Source organism: uncultured Legionella sp. (assembly GCF_937871865.1).
Lineage (GTDB): Bacteria > Pseudomonadota > Gammaproteobacteria > Legionellales > Legionellaceae > Legionella.
Genome location: NZ_CALMPD010000025.1, coordinates 1 through 14,055, shown reverse-complemented (window position 1 = coordinate 14,055; position 14,055 = coordinate 1). Strand labels below are relative to the sequence as shown.

The following is a 14,055-nucleotide window of genomic DNA, read 5'->3' as shown; positions in this document are numbered from 1 at the left end:
ATATAATGGTTGTAATTAGCACATCTAAAGGTGATATTCATTTACAGTTAGATACAGAAAACACCCCAGGTACTGCAGAAAATTTTCTGAATTATATTCGTAGTGGCTTTTATAATGATACGATTTTTCATCGTGTAATTGATGGCTTTATGATTCAAGGTGGGGGATTAAACGCTGATATGCAGCAAAAGCCAACCGAAGATCCTATTAAAAATGAAGCGAAGACTGCCAAGCCTAATAAGCGTGGTACCATTGCTATGGCCAGAACGATGGATCCTCATTCAGCTACTGCTCAATTCTTTATTAACGTTGCAGATAATGGTTTCCTTAATTACAGCGGAGATCATGCTCAAGGGTTTGGTTATTGTGTCTTTGGTGAAGTAGTAGAAGGTATGGATGTCGTTGATGCGATTGCTAAAGTAAAAACGGGTCAACGGATGGGGCATGGTGATGTGCCCGTTGAAGAAATCAGTATTGTTGAAATTAAAGAAGTTTAATTACTCTTTAATTATCATGATGCCCCGATTCAGGGGCATTTTTTATTTGTTCTTTCGCTTCTTAATGCTTTCTGAATAATCAAAAACAGGTATTTCAATATGGAAGAATATTGCCAATATTCTTGCGGTAAAAATACTGATTAAGGTAATAATAATATTAAGGTTATGAGGGACATGAAAATGGGCGAGAGTGATATACAAAACAGCTCCAGCCAGAGCGATAACCGCATAAAGCTCTTTTCTTAATACCAAAGGTATATCATTGCATAATATATCTCGTAACATCCCGCCGCAAATTCCGGTAAGCATACCACTGATTACAGCGATACTTGGCGACATTCCATGCGACAGTATTTTTTGGGTTCCTATAATTACAAATGCAGAAAGGCCAAGAGCGTCAAGGATTAAAAACACCTTCATTATCCTGACTAGGGAATGGGCAATGAAAATAGTGAGGAATGCACATAATGAGGTATATAATAAATACTCCGGATGTGCGACCCAGGTTAGTGGATAGGTATTAAATAAGGCATCCCGGACGGTTCCTCCTCCAAGTGCCGTTATACAGGCAATCAGCATCACACCAAAAAAATCCATTTTTTTACGACCAGCAGCCAAAGCTCCGGTTATGGCTTCCACACAAATGCCCATCAAGAAAAGATAATGGAGTAGCATAAATTTCACTGTTATTAAAAAAAACAATGATAACACTATTAAAACAAATGGCGAAATACTGTGCTTCAACTAGAATTAAAGAATAAATAACAATTATTGATTGGAGCATAGTAATGGGATCTCAATCGCACTCATTAAGTGTTAATACTTTATTTGATTCTAATACCCCTGAGAAAATTATTGCTCTTGATAACGACTTGAGGAGCTTACGCGCCGAAATTGAAGTTAAAATACATAATTTTTCCTTTTATGAAGGTGAAAATAAAGAAATGTATCTTAATCAGTTCCATACTCTTACAACAGAAATTGATAGCACAATTAATGACGTTGGCACTTTAGTGGCTCAGGCAAATAGGCAAAGTGAAGAAGAGAAGTTGGCATTTTATGAAAGTGATGACATGCAAAAATTTTATGAAATTGTGACACAGCAATTGAGTATACTGAATGAATTGAAAAAAAAAATAAAATAAACACAAGCCTAATTGAACTTTAAACTGTTAGAGTGTTGTTGTGACATGCTTAGAAGAAACAGGGATGTTTCTTTATGAGAAAAAATACGCTGAACCAAAATAAAAAAGAAATCCCACATTTAACTTTACCTCGTTTATCAAAGCGACTTCTGACTTTGTTGGTAATTTTGGGTGTTTTATCGCGACTTTAATATTTGTTCTGATTTGGTTGCGTGATTTGATAGTGAATTAAAATCCTTTGAGCAGGAATGCAAAAAAATCTGTGACAGGTAATAAATCATCTGAGTAAGGATATTTTTGCATTCAATAGCGTGTTTTACACGGGTTTTTGATAATGTACGGTAAACACTGGTTCATCTGTTTCCAATATTGAAATCTGGTATTTGTTTTTCCCTTGTCTGTATCTATAAGCCAACAGCCTGATATTAATGAGCACTATAATGGACAGTACCATGATAATCAGGCTTGGTGAGCTAGGCATCAATGTTTTTCTTGCCAGATAATCCGATAACAGAGGAGGAAGCCCTGCTGCCAGGCTGGCTGAAATTGAATAGACAATGGATAACGCTGTGCAGCGAATTTGTAAGGGAAACAATTCGGTTAATAATACTGTGGCAACACTGTAATAGCAGGCGCATGGAATGGATATGATGAGTTGCATTAAAATGAAATATCCGGCATTACCATAATTAATTACATGCATAAAGGGATAGGTCATCATCAGTAAGCCGCTACTGGCAAACATCAGCATCTTTAAACGATCTTGTCTGTCTGATAACCAGCCAAAAACAGGAGTGAGCGCGCTGACAAATAATAATGAAAGAATATTTGAGGTCATAATAATGTCGCGTGGAATATGAGCGTATTGAATCGCGTGTAAGGGGATATATAAATAAAAGAAGAATCCAGTAGTTACTGATAAAAAGACGGAGAAAAATGCAAAATAAAACATAAAAGGATGTTTTTTAACAAAATCCAGCGATTGTTTATAAATATCACGAGTCGAAGGTTTTTTTCTATTCGCGTAATAAATAATATAGGCTAGACTTTCCGGCATTTTTGCTCTGATATAAAAACCAATCAGAGTTGTTATCAATGCGAATAAAAACGGGATACGCCAAAGATTATTCAGTTCGGGGTTTGCTGCTGCATAATAATGAAATAGTTCCGCTGTCAAACACGCAATTAAATAACCTGCTTTTACGCCAACGGAGGACCAACATCCTCTAAAACCTCGTTGTTTGCTATTGCCACTTTCGACCAATAGAGATGAAGAATTTAAAAATTCAGAGCCAAGAGCCATGCTTTGAATCATGCGAAGAATTAATAATAAACCGGCTGCAAGTATGCCTATGCGATCGTAACCGGGAATGGCGCCAATTAAAGAGGTTGATATTCCCATGATGAGAATAGACCCCATGAGCACGTTTTTTCGCCCGTAGAGATCGGAAAGCAGCCCCAGAATAAATGCGCCTATCGGTTTCGCCAGATAAGCAATAAAAATCAGCGATAACATGACCGTTGGTTTACCTTTGGTATCACCTAATAAATGGCGCGACAATTCAGCAGACAGGAAATAGCATATAGACATATCGTATGCTTCAACGACATTGCCCATTAACCCGCCTAATATAGATTTATTCTGATGTTTCATAATGAGCCTGCAGCGCTGAGGATTCTGTAACTAATGAATCGCAATAAATAAAAAGTGGATTTAAAATATTGGAACAATATTGACCTATTTTGTAGAAGTCCTCATGTTGATTTGCGAAATGCTCTTTAGTATGAGGACAGGATTTATGACTGGCTAATGAATAGATTACATAATCATCATCTATTTTCGCTGCCAGTGCGATGCCTATAGGGTAGGCGTGTCTGATTTGTTTTAGATAATAAAGTTCATCGTAACGTGCTGGCATGTATAAGGATTGCCAATTGGCTTGTGTACATAACTTAAACCATTTTGGGTTATAGATTTGGTCATATTGCCACAGTACGCTACTAAATAAATTAAATTCCAGTGATGGGGTTGATGAGAACGACATGAGTTCATTTTTTTTATTGATGCGTGTTAACGCAATATGGTGAATTTCATGTATACCCAAGACATCTCTGAATACATTGGACAGTTTACTTTTAAAAGCAAAAAGAACTTCCAGGTGCTGCGGGTGGAGCACCAGATTATTACGGCTATTTTCCATGAATACTTCTTATTCTACGTTCCATGCGGATGGCTAAAATGCTTCACTGAAGCCAAAGCCAGATCAATTATCTTTTTTGATTGTTCTTCATTGGCATTGATTAAACTGACATCGTTAATCAATTCCATTAAAAAAGCGGGTACTTCATGTTCCACTAGGTCGCCATTATATAGACATGCGGCGCTGGTGAAAATATAGTGAAGCAAATTTCTGCTGATAGTTAATTTATCTGATGAAATACTGGGGTCATTATGAGCATCTCCAAATAATAACCAACCAGGGGAAACATGAAGTTTCGCTGCTATGTCTACTAATTTTATAGGTTCCGGTATGGCCTCTCCCCGTAGGTATTTTCTACAGATTTGCACCGAATAACCGGTAATCTCTGCCAACTTATGGATGGATACACCTGACGCAGAGCGTTGGGAATTAAATCCAGCTGCTATCATTGCATCGCGCAGACGGTAAGCAAACTGTTTTGTTAAGTTAACTTTTTCCATGGGGATGCGAATATCCTGATTGCTGAGTACTGTGTAGAGTGTAACAAAGGGCAACACAACCTGCAAATAAACTCGTAATGCGAAACAATTGGTTTCGATTGGAAATTATTTGTTGACATTGGAAACCAAATGTCTATAATGACTCTCGAAACGTACGGAAAAGGTTTCAACAGTCCAAACATGGAAGCGCGTGATGCACGATGGAACCAGCATCACAATGAAGTCCAATCAAAAGGAAACGTGGTTTAAGCATAGCAATAAACCTCGCACAATATGGCCTGAATGGCTCCACCCATTCAGGCCTTTCTTTTTCATCAATATTTTATGACCTAAAACCGCAGATAGATTGTGGTGAGTTTGTGACGCCCTACATGAACATGAACAAACGATTTGGGATGCTGGGATATTTTTCTTATAAATTATTACAAAATAAATGAACTGTTGTTATTGAGAAACAGGATTAAGTTCTCCGAAAGAGGGACTCTAATTTGCTTATGACGACTATTTTTCCCTTTTTGTAATTCACAATGTGATTTGGGTATTTTAAACAGCTTGGCTATGAACGTTATAAGTTCTTTATTTGCTTCTCCGTCTTGAGGTTTCGCATGAATCGCAATATGCAGCGCGTCATTGAATATGGCCAACAAAGCCGTTTTTTTTGCATTAGGTTTGGCGTAAATAAAGATATCTACATGAGTGTTTTCTATTTTAAACCACATATTCGGCTCTTATTTTCATCTTAATTAAGGTCTGTTGTAAAATCCAGACATCACGTAGTTTGCTCACGGCACCCATCGCACAAAAAATAGGTTTGGACACGAAATTCTAAATATACCCGGATCAATAGAAACATTTTTTAAATTAAAATGTATTTTACTGTATGAACTAACGGCATAATTTAGTATTATATCTGAAATCGATTAAATAATTTGCTTTGTAAAGCAAGTTTCATATATAATTCAAACCAATTTGAATACAGGTCGAATTCTAGGCACGTAGCTCAGTGGTAGAGCACCACCTTGACATGGTGGTGGTCGGTGGTTCGATCCCACTCGTGCCTACCAAGAAAATCAAACCATACAGTAGATATATTCAATTAGTATCTGCTGCACTGAATATTAAGATTTTAACCCTGCTTCGCAGGGTTTTTTTTTAGACGAAGGCTGGACGGACTGAAAGCGGATAGAACTATGCCAAACATTAAATTACCTGATGGAAGTGTAAAACATTTTGAAGCTCCTTTAACGATTTACGATGTCGCCTATCATATTAGCCCTGGATTGGCAAAAGCCGCATTGGCTGGTCGTGTAGACGGGCGTCTGGTCGATACCAGTTATCTGCTTCAAGATGATTGTTCTTTGGTGATTGTGACTGAAAAACAAGACGACAGTCTTGAGGTTATTCGCCATTCTACGGCCCATTTGTTGGCCCAAGCAGTCAAATCCCTTTTTCCTTCAGCACAAGTAACCATTGGTCCTGTAATTGATGACGGATTTTATTATGATTTTGCTTTTGAGAGATCGTTTACTCCTGAGGATCTTGAATTAATCGAAGCTAAAATGCAGGAATTAGCCAAAGCAAACCATCCTGTTACTCGTAGAGAGTTGCCTCGTGATGAAGCTATTACATATTTTAAAAGCTTGGGCGAGGAATATAAGGCAAAAATTATTGCAGATATTCCGGCAGGGGAAGTGCTTTCACTGTACCGTCAAGGCGATTTTGAAGATCTGTGTCGAGGTCCTCACGTACCCTCAACCGGTTTTTTAAAAGCATTTAAACTGACCAAGTTAGCCGGTGCATATTGGCGTGGTGATTCTAACAATGAAATGCTACAACGTGTTTATGGCACTGCCTGGGCTGATAAGAAAGCTCTGGCTGATTATTTGTTCCGCCTGGAAGAGGCCGAAAAACGAGATCATCGTAAATTAGGCAAAGCTCTTGATTTATTTCACTTCCAGGATATCGCTCCAGGCATGGTCTTTTGGCACCCTAATGGTTGGATTATCTATCAGGAACTAGAACGCTATATGCGTATGCGATTAGCTGACTTTGGATATCAGGAAATTAAAACACCTCAGTTGGTTGATAAAGTTTTGTGGGAAAAATCAGGTCACTGGGCAAATTTTAGAGATGAAATGTTTGTTACCGAAACGGACAATCGGCACTACGCGGTAAAACCGATGAATTGCCCTTGTCACGTGCAAGTTTATAACCAAGGATTAAAAAGTTACAGAGATTTACCGCTAAGACTTTCGGAATTTGGCAATTGCCATCGCTGTGAACCATCGGGCTCTTTACATGGCTTAATGCGTGTTCGCAATATGGTGCAGGATGATGCACATATTTTTTGTACTGAAGATCAAATTCAGTCTGAAGTTGCTATGATGCTGGAGTTGGTGCAGTCTGTTTATACTGATTTTGGTTTTAACGAAATAAAATACCGCCTTGCTTTGCGTCCTGAAAAACGTGTCGGTTCAGATGAGGTTTGGGATAAAGCTGAAAGTGCATTAAAACTGGCCATGCAGGAACGCAATATTGAGTGGATTGATGCGCCTGGTGAAGGAGCTTTTTATGGTCCAAAAATAGAATGTTCTTTATCTGATTGTCTGGGACGAATCTGGCAATGTGGAACCATCCAGGTTGATTTCTCTATGCCTGAACGTCTTGAGGCTGGATATATTGCTGAAGATGGCAGCAAACAGGTTCCTGTCATGCTGCATCGGGCAATATTAGGTTCGTTTGAGCGTTTTATGGGTATTTTGATCGAGCACTATGCTGGCAAGCTGCCTCTTTGGTTGGCCCCAGTACAAACAGCTGTTCTTACCATTAGTGAAAAACAGAACGAATATGCAGAAAAAGTTACAACAATTTTGCAAAAAAATGGTATTCGTGCACATTTTGACTTGAGAAATGAGAAAATTGGCTTTAAAATCCGTGAGCATACTTTACAAAAAGTGCCTTATCTCCTCGTGATAGGAGATAAAGAAGTTGAACATGGTCAGGTCGCTGTGCGTTCGCGCGAAGGTGTGGACTTGGGCGTGATGACAATAGATGCAATTTGTGATACCTTGACGCAAGAAATTGCTCGTAAAGGATCTCAGTAAATAACGAACCGGAGGATTAAACCATTAGTGCACCAACTAAGCGTGAAAGTGATCGCGCAAGAATTAATGAACAGATCAATGTACCTGAGGTACGCTTAATTGATGTCGATGGTAATCAGGCAGGAATTGTATCAATACGAGAAGCTCTGCGTGCAGCAGAAGAGGGGGGCCTCGATTTGGTCGAAATATCACCGACAGCTAAACCTCCTGTCTGTCGCATTATGGATTATGGTAAATTTCTCTTTGAACTGAGTAAAAAACAAGCTGAAGCAAAGAAAAAGCAAAAGCAAATTCAGGTCAAAGAACTAAAATTCCGTCCTACGACGGAAGATGGAGATTATCAGGTCAAGCTACGCAACCTGATCCGTTTCCTCAATCATGGTGATAAGGTCAAAATTACGCTGCGGTTTCGTGGTCGTGAGATGGCCCATCAAGAACTCGGTATGAAAATTCTTGAGCGCATACAGCTGGATACTGCTGACGTTGCTGTTGTTGAACAGCATGCCAAGCGCGAAGGAAGACAATTACTGATGGTTTTATCACCCAAAAAAACTAAGTAACAAATGCGGAGTATCTTGTTATGCCAAAGTTAAAATCACATCGCGGAGCAGCTAAACGTTTCCGCAAAACAGCAAGTGGTGCGATTAAACGTCGCGGCGCTTATAGGAATCATATCCTCACCAAGAAGTCTACTAAGCAGAAACGCCATTTACGCGTAGGTGCCAGTACTTTGAAGCCATGCGATGCGCGTTTGGCAGAGCGTATGTTGCACGGTAGTTAAGGGGGATTAAAAAATGCCAAGAGTAAAACGTGGTGTGACCGCCAAAGCGCGTCATAAGAAAATATTAGCTCAAGCAAAAGGTTATTACGGTGCACGTAGTCGGACCTATCGCGTAGCAAAACAAGCCGTTATCAAAGCGGGTCAATATGCTTATCGTGATAGACGTCAGAAGAAAAGACAATTTCGTGCTTTATGGATAGTTCGTATTAATGCCCAAGCTCGTGAATGCGGTATGTCATACAGCCGTTTGATTGATGGTTTGAAAAAAGCATCGATTGAACTGGATAGAAAAATATTAGCTGATATGGCGATTCATGACAAAGTAGCTTTTGCTGCAGTTGCTGAACAAGCTAAAGCTGCGCTTGCAGGATAAGCAATCTTTTCTATCAATGTAATTTGAAAGCACTAATAAAATTATCTAGGAGGCCAAGGCCTCCTTTTTACTTGTGGGTATAAATATGCAGGATATCATCACCATACAAGAACAAGCATCTGCAGCAATATCTAATGCTCAGGATATAACTGCACTAGAGTTAATTCGCGTCGATTTTTTAGGTAAAAAAGGCAAGCTGACTGATATTTTAAAAGGTCTTGCTCATTTATCTGCTGAAGAAAAACCCAAAATTGGTCAGTTAGTAAACCAGGCAAAACGTGAAATCAGTACTCTGATTGAAACGAAAATGCTGGAATTAAAAGAAAAACAGTTATTAGAGAAACTTACTGCGGAACAAATTGATGTAACCTTATCCGGACGGTGCAGTCAGTCTGGTTCCTTACATCCTGTTACTCAAGTCAAACACCGGATCAATGAATTTTTTAGCCGCCTGGGCTTTGACATTGTAGATGGCCCAGAAATTGAAACCGAGTTTTATAATTTTGAAGCACTAAATATTCCAGGACACCATCCTGCACGAGCCATGCACGATACTTTTTATTTTGGCGATGGCCGGCTTCTAAGAACACATACGTCACCAGTACAAATTCGAACAATGGAACAGAGTAAACCTCCATTTCGTTTAATTGCTCCGGGGCGGGTTTATCGTTGTGATTCTGATGTGACTCATACTCCTATGTTTCATCAGGTTGAAGGCTTACTCATAGATAAGCAGGCTACATTGGCAGGCCTCAAAGGATTACTCCAGGATTTTTTTGCCCATTTTTTTGGTCGAGAACTGGCCTTAAGATTTCGCCCTTCCTATTTTCCATTTACCGAACCATCTGCAGAGGTTGATATTGAATGTACCCAATGCAGTGGCAAAGGATGCCGATCCTGTAAATTCACCGGTTGGCTTGAGGTTCTTGGCTGTGGAATGGTACATCCTAACGTCTTAAAAGCGGTAAATATCTCTCCTGAAGAGTATCAGGGCTGGGCATTTGGGATGGGTATGGATAGGCTCGCGATGCTCTACTACGGCATAGACGATTTACGAATGATGTTTGAAAATGACTTAACGTTTTTAAGCCAATTCTAATCATTAAATACAGGATATTTTAATCATATACTTTTGCATTACAAGAGATGACAAGGCTTAATTTAGCCGATAGTTGCTGGGGTTGTTGGGCATTCAGACTAAAATGTTGACGTGTTAAGGTTGTTACACGTCCAGGAGAGCGTTTTCGGTATGATGCCAACAAAAGCTAGTGAAATGAAAAGTATATGACGCTTTAATTGAATAATGGGGACTATTAATGAAATTAAGTAAGTTATGGTTACATGAATGGGTTAACTTCTCATTAACAGAACAAGAGTTAGCTGATCAATTAACTATGGCTGGTCTGGAAGTCGATGCAGTGAGTCCTGTTGCTGGCGAATTTACTCATGTGGTTGTTGCTGAGGTTTTAAGTACAAAGCCTCATCCTGATGCTGATAAATTGACTTTATGTGACGTGAGTGTCAATGCTGATAAACCGTTAAAGATTGTTTGTGGTGCTGCAAATGTGAGACCTGGTCTGAAAGTGGCGTTAGCAATGATAGGCGCAGTTTTGCCAGGCGGATTGCGCATTAAAGAGTCCAAATTAAGAGGCGAATTATCTCAAGGTATGCTGTGTTCAGTTACTGAGCTTGGACTTGCTGATCATTCTGAAGGAATTATGGAGTTAGAAGATACCGCTCCAATAGGTATGGCTTTGCGCGAGTATTTGACTCTGAATGATCATATTCTGGATGTTGACTTAACACCTAATCGTGCTGATTGTTTTAGTGTTTTAGGAATCGCCCGTGAAGTTGCTGTTTTGAATAAGGCCCAGTTAATAGAACGACCTGTCCCAGCTGTTACACCTGCAATAGACGATGTGTTAAGCATTCATTTGAACAATAAAGCCGCATGCTCACGATACTGTGGGCGAATCATTCGCGGAATTAATTCGGACGCTAAAACGCCTTTATGGATGAGTGAGCGCTTACGCCGTAGTGGTATACGTGTTTTACACCCTGTTGTCGATGTAATGAATTATGTCATGCTTGAGTTAGGGCAACCAATGCATGCCTTTGATCTAGACACTATACGCGGTGATATTAATGTTCGTTTCAGTAATGATTCGGAGCAATTAGAACTCCTTGATGGTCAAAGCGTTACTTTAGGCGATAAAGTTTTGGTTATCGCTGATAGTGAAAAACCTTTGGCAATGGCAGGTATTATGGGTGGAGCGGGCAGCGCGGTACAAGTACATACAACCGATGTTTTTTTGGAGAGTGCTTTTTTTAATCCCATTATTATCGCAGGGGTCGCCAGAAAATACGGTTTATTCAGTGATTCTTCACAGCGTTATGAACGAGGAGTTGATCCTTATTTGCAGCATAAAGCGTTGGAACGAGCAACTGCATTAATTTTAGAAATAACTGGTGGCAAAGCTGGTCCGGTTATTGAAGCAAGCGATATACACTCGCTTCCCGAACAAGTCACGTTTATATTTGACACAACTAAAGTGAAAAAACTGACTGGCTTGACCATATCGTTACCAGAAATGAGGAATTTATTAGAAGGATTGGGCATTGTCATTACTCAAGAATCTAATGAACAATTGCATGTCATTATTCCTACACATCGTTTTGATTTGCAACAGGATGTTGATTTGGTTGAAGAGATTATTCGTCTTTATGGTTATGATAATTTAAAAGCCCAACCAATGAATACCGTAGTTCAGGCTGGAGTGAGCAGTGTTAAAGAACAAATAGCTACAGATCTTTCCCGGTGGTTTCGAGCCAAAGGGTACCACGAGACCATCAGTTATAGTTTCGTTGATCCGGAAATTCAGGAAGCACTCTATCCTCAAAAAGAATTTATGCAACTTCTTAACCCGATTTCTTCTGAATTATCTCAAATGAGAGTTGGTATGTGGCCAGGTTTAATTGCATCGATGATTTATAATGTTCATCGTCAACAAAATGCAATTAAATTTTTTGAAATAGGGGTGGTTTTTGATGTTGAGAAGCAACAGTTAACCGAGCGCCCTTGTCTTGCTGGATTACTGATGGGAGAGCAAGGAACTCTGAATTGGAATGAAACTACTCGATGTTATGATTTTTATGATCTGAAAGGTGATCTGCAGTCTTTATTTGCCTCATTAAAATTAAATGACGTTGAGTTTTTACCTGCGGTAAATGAAGCATTACATCCTGGACAATCTGCGCAAATTAAAATAGCTGGAGTACACGCAGGCTGGTTAGGAGTATTACATCCACGGTTATCCGATGCGCTTGATGTACATCATGATGTATTATTATTTGAATTGAATTTGGAGTTATTGATAAATTCAGTTTCGCCCTTGTATCGAACCATTTCAAAATATCCGCAAATACGCAGGGATTTATCATTTTTAGTTGATGCATCAGTAAATTCTCGTCAAATTGAGTTGACAGTGAGAGCTGCCGTAAAAGAAAACTGGTTAAAATCATTTAATGTGTTTGATGTTTATGTGGGCAAAGGCATTCCTGAAGGCAAGAAAAGCCTTGCTGTTGCGATGACCTTGCAAGATGATACCAGGACTTTGGTTGATACTGAGATCAATTTATTAATTAGTGCTATAATCAAAGCGTTGGAAAATGAATTTTCAATCATATTGAGGGACTAATCGTGAATGCACTGAGTAAAGCAATAATGGCAGAAACCTTGTGTGATGATTTAAAATTAGCAAAGCCTGTTGCCAAGGAGATGGTGGAAAACTTTTTTGAAGAGTTACGTCATGCACTTGAACATGGGCAGCATGTAAAATTATCCGGATACGGTAATTTTACCTTAAGAGACAAACCGCAACGACCAGGAAGAAACCCGAAAACGGGCGAAGAAATTCCTGTAGTTGCCAGAAGAGTGGTTACTTTTAAACCAGGTTTGAAATTAAAAACTAAAATAGAAGCAATAGGAAAGTAGCATATTGGCATACTATACAAATCACATTCTTTTATGTACCAATCAGAAGGCTGCAGGTAAGCAATGCTGTGCCAATACTGGCGGTGACGAATATTTTGATTATCTGAAAACCAGATTATTGGAACTGGACATGCATGGGCCAGGAAAGATGCGGGTCAGTAAATCTGGCTGTCTTGGTCGATGTGCTTCCGGCCCATGCATGGTGATTTATCCTGAAGGTGTGTGGTATTCTTATTCCTCTCTGGCAGATATTGATTTAATCATTGAACGACACTTGATTGCAGGAGAGACTGCAGAGTTGCTTTTGATTGATAAATAAATTATTCATAGAATAGCTTCTATTGCAATTCTGGAATAGTATTTATGTTAAAAGGGTTGTATTGATCATTCATTATGATGAATATCGTAGTACGATGATACTTCTCGGATTATGGATAGTTAATCAGCCTTAAATTAAGATGTATCAATAATAGGAATTATTCCTCAAAATTATGAGGAATAATGTTGTTTTTATATGGATTTAATTAATTGAACAAAATTTTTTATCCTTTTTACTTGTAGGATGTTTCTGTTTTGGTTAAAATCGCCCGTCCATGATAGAAAGATTACCAATTTAGGCGGTTCGGAGTTTATTTAATGAAGACAATTAGTGCCAAAGGCCATGAAGTCAAACGTGACTGGTTAGTGGTCGATGCCAGCGATAAAGTTTTGGGTCGCTTAGCTACTGAAATTGCCCGTCGTTTGCGCGGCAAGCATAAAGCTGAGTATACACCCCATGTTGATACTGGAGATTACATCATTGTTACTAATGCGGAAAAAGTCAAAGTGACTGGCCGTAAATTTAAAAACAAGATGTATCATCATCACACAGGTTTTCCTGGTGGGATCAAATCGGTTACTTTCGAAAAAATGCAGGAAAGAAATCCTGTAAGAATAATCGAACTTGCTGTAAAAGGCATGTTACCAAAAAATCCATTGGGTCGTGAAATGTATCGCAAAATGAAAGTATACATTGGTAGCGCACATCCGCATACTGCACAGCAACCCAAGCAACTTGAGATTGAGGAATAAGTATTATGGCTGAAATGAAGCAATACTATGGTACTGGCCGTAGAAAAAGTTCAACAGCTCGTGTGTTTTTACGCCCAGGAAAAGGTGAGATCAAGGTTAACAACCGTTCACTGAAAGAATATTTCTGCCGTGAAACTTCTTGCATGGTTGTAATGCAACCTTTAGAAACTGTTGATGTACTGAATAAATTTGATATTTTTATTACAGTAATTGGTGGTGGTGTTTCAGGTCAAGCAGGTGCTGTTCGTCTTGGCATAGCCAGAGCATTGGTTGCCTATGATGAGCACGGATTGGCTGAAGATGCTGAACCAAATCCAGATTCATTCCGAAGAAAACTCCGTGCACGTGGTTTATTAACTCGTGATTCACGTCGAGTGGAAAGAAAGAAA

17 protein-coding genes and 1 tRNA gene are annotated in these 14,055 nt (G+C 39.1%); 13 read left to right on the top strand and 5 right to left on the bottom strand.

Annotated elements, in window-relative coordinates; genetic code table 11:
- Nucleotides 1–5 precede the first annotated feature (5 nt).
- Nucleotides 6–497 (top strand): peptidylprolyl isomerase, encoded by a 492-nt coding sequence (locus Q0495_RS01615; protein ID WP_298622371.1) that lies wholly within the window; start codon nt 6–8, stop codon nt 495–497.
- A gap of 42 nt (nt 498–539) precedes the next feature.
- Here Q0495_RS01615 and Q0495_RS01610 read toward each other — a convergent pair whose 3' ends face one another.
- On the bottom strand, nt 540–1,172 hold the full coding sequence (locus Q0495_RS01610; protein ID WP_298622369.1) for a trimeric intracellular cation channel family protein: 633 nt from the start codon (nt 1,170–1,172) through the stop codon (nt 540–542).
- A gap of 113 nt (nt 1,173–1,285) precedes the next feature.
- Here Q0495_RS01610 and Q0495_RS01605 point away from each other — a divergent pair, with 113 nt between their 5' ends.
- Nucleotides 1,286–1,642, top strand: a complete 357-nt coding sequence (locus Q0495_RS01605; RefSeq protein ID WP_298622367.1) for a hypothetical protein — start codon at nt 1,286–1,288, stop codon at nt 1,640–1,642.
- 316 nt (nt 1,643–1,958) lie between these two features.
- Here Q0495_RS01605 and Q0495_RS01600 read toward each other — a convergent pair whose 3' ends face one another.
- From Q0495_RS01600 to Q0495_RS01585, 4 genes are all read right to left on the bottom strand, one after another.
- On the bottom strand, nt 1,959–3,296 hold the full coding sequence (locus Q0495_RS01600; protein WP_298622365.1) for an MFS transporter: 1,338 nt from the start codon (nt 3,294–3,296) through the stop codon (nt 1,959–1,961).
- Nucleotides 3,280–3,843: a hypothetical protein gene (locus Q0495_RS01595; RefSeq protein WP_298622363.1), complete on the bottom strand. Its 564-nt coding sequence runs from the start codon at nt 3,841–3,843 to the stop codon at nt 3,280–3,282. The genes Q0495_RS01600 and Q0495_RS01595 overlap by 17 nt, the downstream gene beginning before the upstream one ends.
- Nucleotides 3,844–3,857: 14 nt before the next feature.
- Nucleotides 3,858–4,343 carry a helix-turn-helix domain-containing protein gene (locus tag Q0495_RS01590; RefSeq protein WP_298622360.1) on the bottom strand — a complete coding sequence of 162 codons (486 nt, stop codon included), beginning with the start codon at nt 4,341–4,343 and terminating at the stop codon, nt 3,858–3,860.
- A gap of 422 nt (nt 4,344–4,765) precedes the next feature.
- On the bottom strand, nt 4,766–5,062 hold the full coding sequence (locus tag Q0495_RS01585; RefSeq protein WP_298622358.1) for a DUF167 domain-containing protein: 297 nt from the start codon (nt 5,060–5,062) through the stop codon (nt 4,766–4,768).
- A 270-nt stretch (nt 5,063–5,332) separates the two neighbouring features.
- On the opposite strand from Q0495_RS01585, the gene Q0495_RS01580 reads away from it, so the two are divergent.
- From Q0495_RS01580 to rpsI, 11 genes are all read left to right on the top strand, one after another.
- Nucleotides 5,333–5,407: transfer RNA gene (locus Q0495_RS01580), tRNA-Val, on the top strand.
- A gap of 126 nt (nt 5,408–5,533) precedes the next feature.
- On the top strand, nt 5,534–7,447 hold the full coding sequence (thrS, locus tag Q0495_RS01575) for a threonine--tRNA ligase (protein ID WP_298622356.1): 1,914 nt from the start codon (nt 5,534–5,536) through the stop codon (nt 7,445–7,447).
- 23 nt (nt 7,448–7,470) lie between these two features.
- Nucleotides 7,471–8,007, top strand: a complete 537-nt coding sequence (gene infC, locus Q0495_RS01570; RefSeq protein WP_298622402.1) for a translation initiation factor IF-3 — start codon at nt 7,471–7,473, stop codon at nt 8,005–8,007.
- Between the two features lie 20 nt (nt 8,008–8,027).
- Entirely contained in the window at nt 8,028–8,228 is a 201-nt protein-coding gene (gene rpmI, locus Q0495_RS01565) for a 50S ribosomal protein L35 (protein WP_035889291.1), read from the top strand.
- A 13-nt stretch (nt 8,229–8,241) separates the two neighbouring features.
- Nucleotides 8,242–8,601, top strand: coding sequence for a 50S ribosomal protein L20 (gene rplT, locus Q0495_RS01560; RefSeq protein ID WP_298622350.1), 360 nt, complete (start codon nt 8,242–8,244; stop codon nt 8,599–8,601).
- An 85-nt stretch (nt 8,602–8,686) separates the two neighbouring features.
- On the top strand, nt 8,687–9,700 hold the full coding sequence (pheS, locus tag Q0495_RS01555; RefSeq protein WP_298622349.1) for a phenylalanine--tRNA ligase subunit alpha: 1,014 nt from the start codon (nt 8,687–8,689) through the stop codon (nt 9,698–9,700).
- Between the two features lie 217 nt (nt 9,701–9,917).
- A complete protein-coding gene (gene pheT / locus Q0495_RS01550; RefSeq protein ID WP_298622347.1) occupies nt 9,918–12,299 on the top strand; it encodes a phenylalanine--tRNA ligase subunit beta in 2,382 nt (793 codons plus the stop codon).
- 2 nt (nt 12,300–12,301) lie between these two features.
- Nucleotides 12,302–12,595, top strand: a complete 294-nt coding sequence (locus tag Q0495_RS01545; RefSeq protein ID WP_298622345.1) for an integration host factor subunit alpha — start codon at nt 12,302–12,304, stop codon at nt 12,593–12,595.
- A 1-nt stretch (nt 12,596) separates the two neighbouring features.
- Complete coding sequence (locus Q0495_RS01540) at nt 12,597–12,914, top strand: (2Fe-2S) ferredoxin domain-containing protein (RefSeq protein WP_298622400.1); 318 nt, start codon at nt 12,597–12,599, stop codon at nt 12,912–12,914.
- A 317-nt stretch (nt 12,915–13,231) separates the two neighbouring features.
- Nucleotides 13,232–13,666 (top strand): 50S ribosomal protein L13, encoded by a 435-nt coding sequence (gene rplM / locus Q0495_RS01535; RefSeq protein WP_298622343.1) that lies wholly within the window; start codon nt 13,232–13,234, stop codon nt 13,664–13,666.
- 14 nt (nt 13,667–13,680) lie between these two features.
- Nucleotides 13,681–14,055, top strand: a 375-nt coding sequence (gene rpsI / locus Q0495_RS01530; RefSeq protein ID WP_367274362.1) for a 30S ribosomal protein S9, incomplete at its 3' end; no start/stop codon positions are given.

What these genes read in the sequence shown, in the direction of transcription:
- Q0495_RS01605 (WP_298622367.1), top strand. Translation starts at nt 1,286, where the DNA reads ATGGGATCTCAATCGCACTCATTAAGTGTTAATACTTTATTTGATTCT.
- Q0495_RS01595 (WP_298622363.1), bottom strand. Translation starts at nt 3,843, where the DNA reads ATGGAAAATAGCCGTAATAATCTGGTGCTCCACCCGCAGCACCTGGAA.
- pheT (WP_298622347.1), top strand. Translation starts at nt 9,918, where the DNA reads ATGAAATTAAGTAAGTTATGGTTACATGAATGGGTTAACTTCTCATTA.
- rplT (WP_298622350.1), top strand. Translation starts at nt 8,242, where the DNA reads ATGCCAAGAGTAAAACGTGGTGTGACCGCCAAAGCGCGTCATAAGAAA.
- pheS (WP_298622349.1), top strand. Translation starts at nt 8,687, where the DNA reads ATGCAGGATATCATCACCATACAAGAACAAGCATCTGCAGCAATATCT.
- Q0495_RS01615 (WP_298622371.1), top strand. Translation starts at nt 6, where the DNA reads ATGGTTGTAATTAGCACATCTAAAGGTGATATTCATTTACAGTTAGAT.
- Q0495_RS01585 (WP_298622358.1), bottom strand. Translation starts at nt 5,062, where the DNA reads ATGTGGTTTAAAATAGAAAACACTCATGTAGATATCTTTATTTACGCC.
- thrS (WP_298622356.1), top strand. Translation starts at nt 5,534, where the DNA reads ATGCCAAACATTAAATTACCTGATGGAAGTGTAAAACATTTTGAAGCT.
- Q0495_RS01590 (WP_298622360.1), bottom strand. Translation starts at nt 4,343, where the DNA reads ATGGAAAAAGTTAACTTAACAAAACAGTTTGCTTACCGTCTGCGCGAT.
- rplM (WP_298622343.1), top strand. Translation starts at nt 13,232, where the DNA reads ATGAAGACAATTAGTGCCAAAGGCCATGAAGTCAAACGTGACTGGTTA.
- Q0495_RS01600 (WP_298622365.1), bottom strand. Translation starts at nt 3,296, where the DNA reads ATGAAACATCAGAATAAATCTATATTAGGCGGGTTAATGGGCAATGTC.
- rpmI (WP_035889291.1), top strand. Translation starts at nt 8,028, where the DNA reads ATGCCAAAGTTAAAATCACATCGCGGAGCAGCTAAACGTTTCCGCAAA.
- Q0495_RS01610 (WP_298622369.1), bottom strand. Translation starts at nt 1,172, where the DNA reads ATGCTACTCCATTATCTTTTCTTGATGGGCATTTGTGTGGAAGCCATA.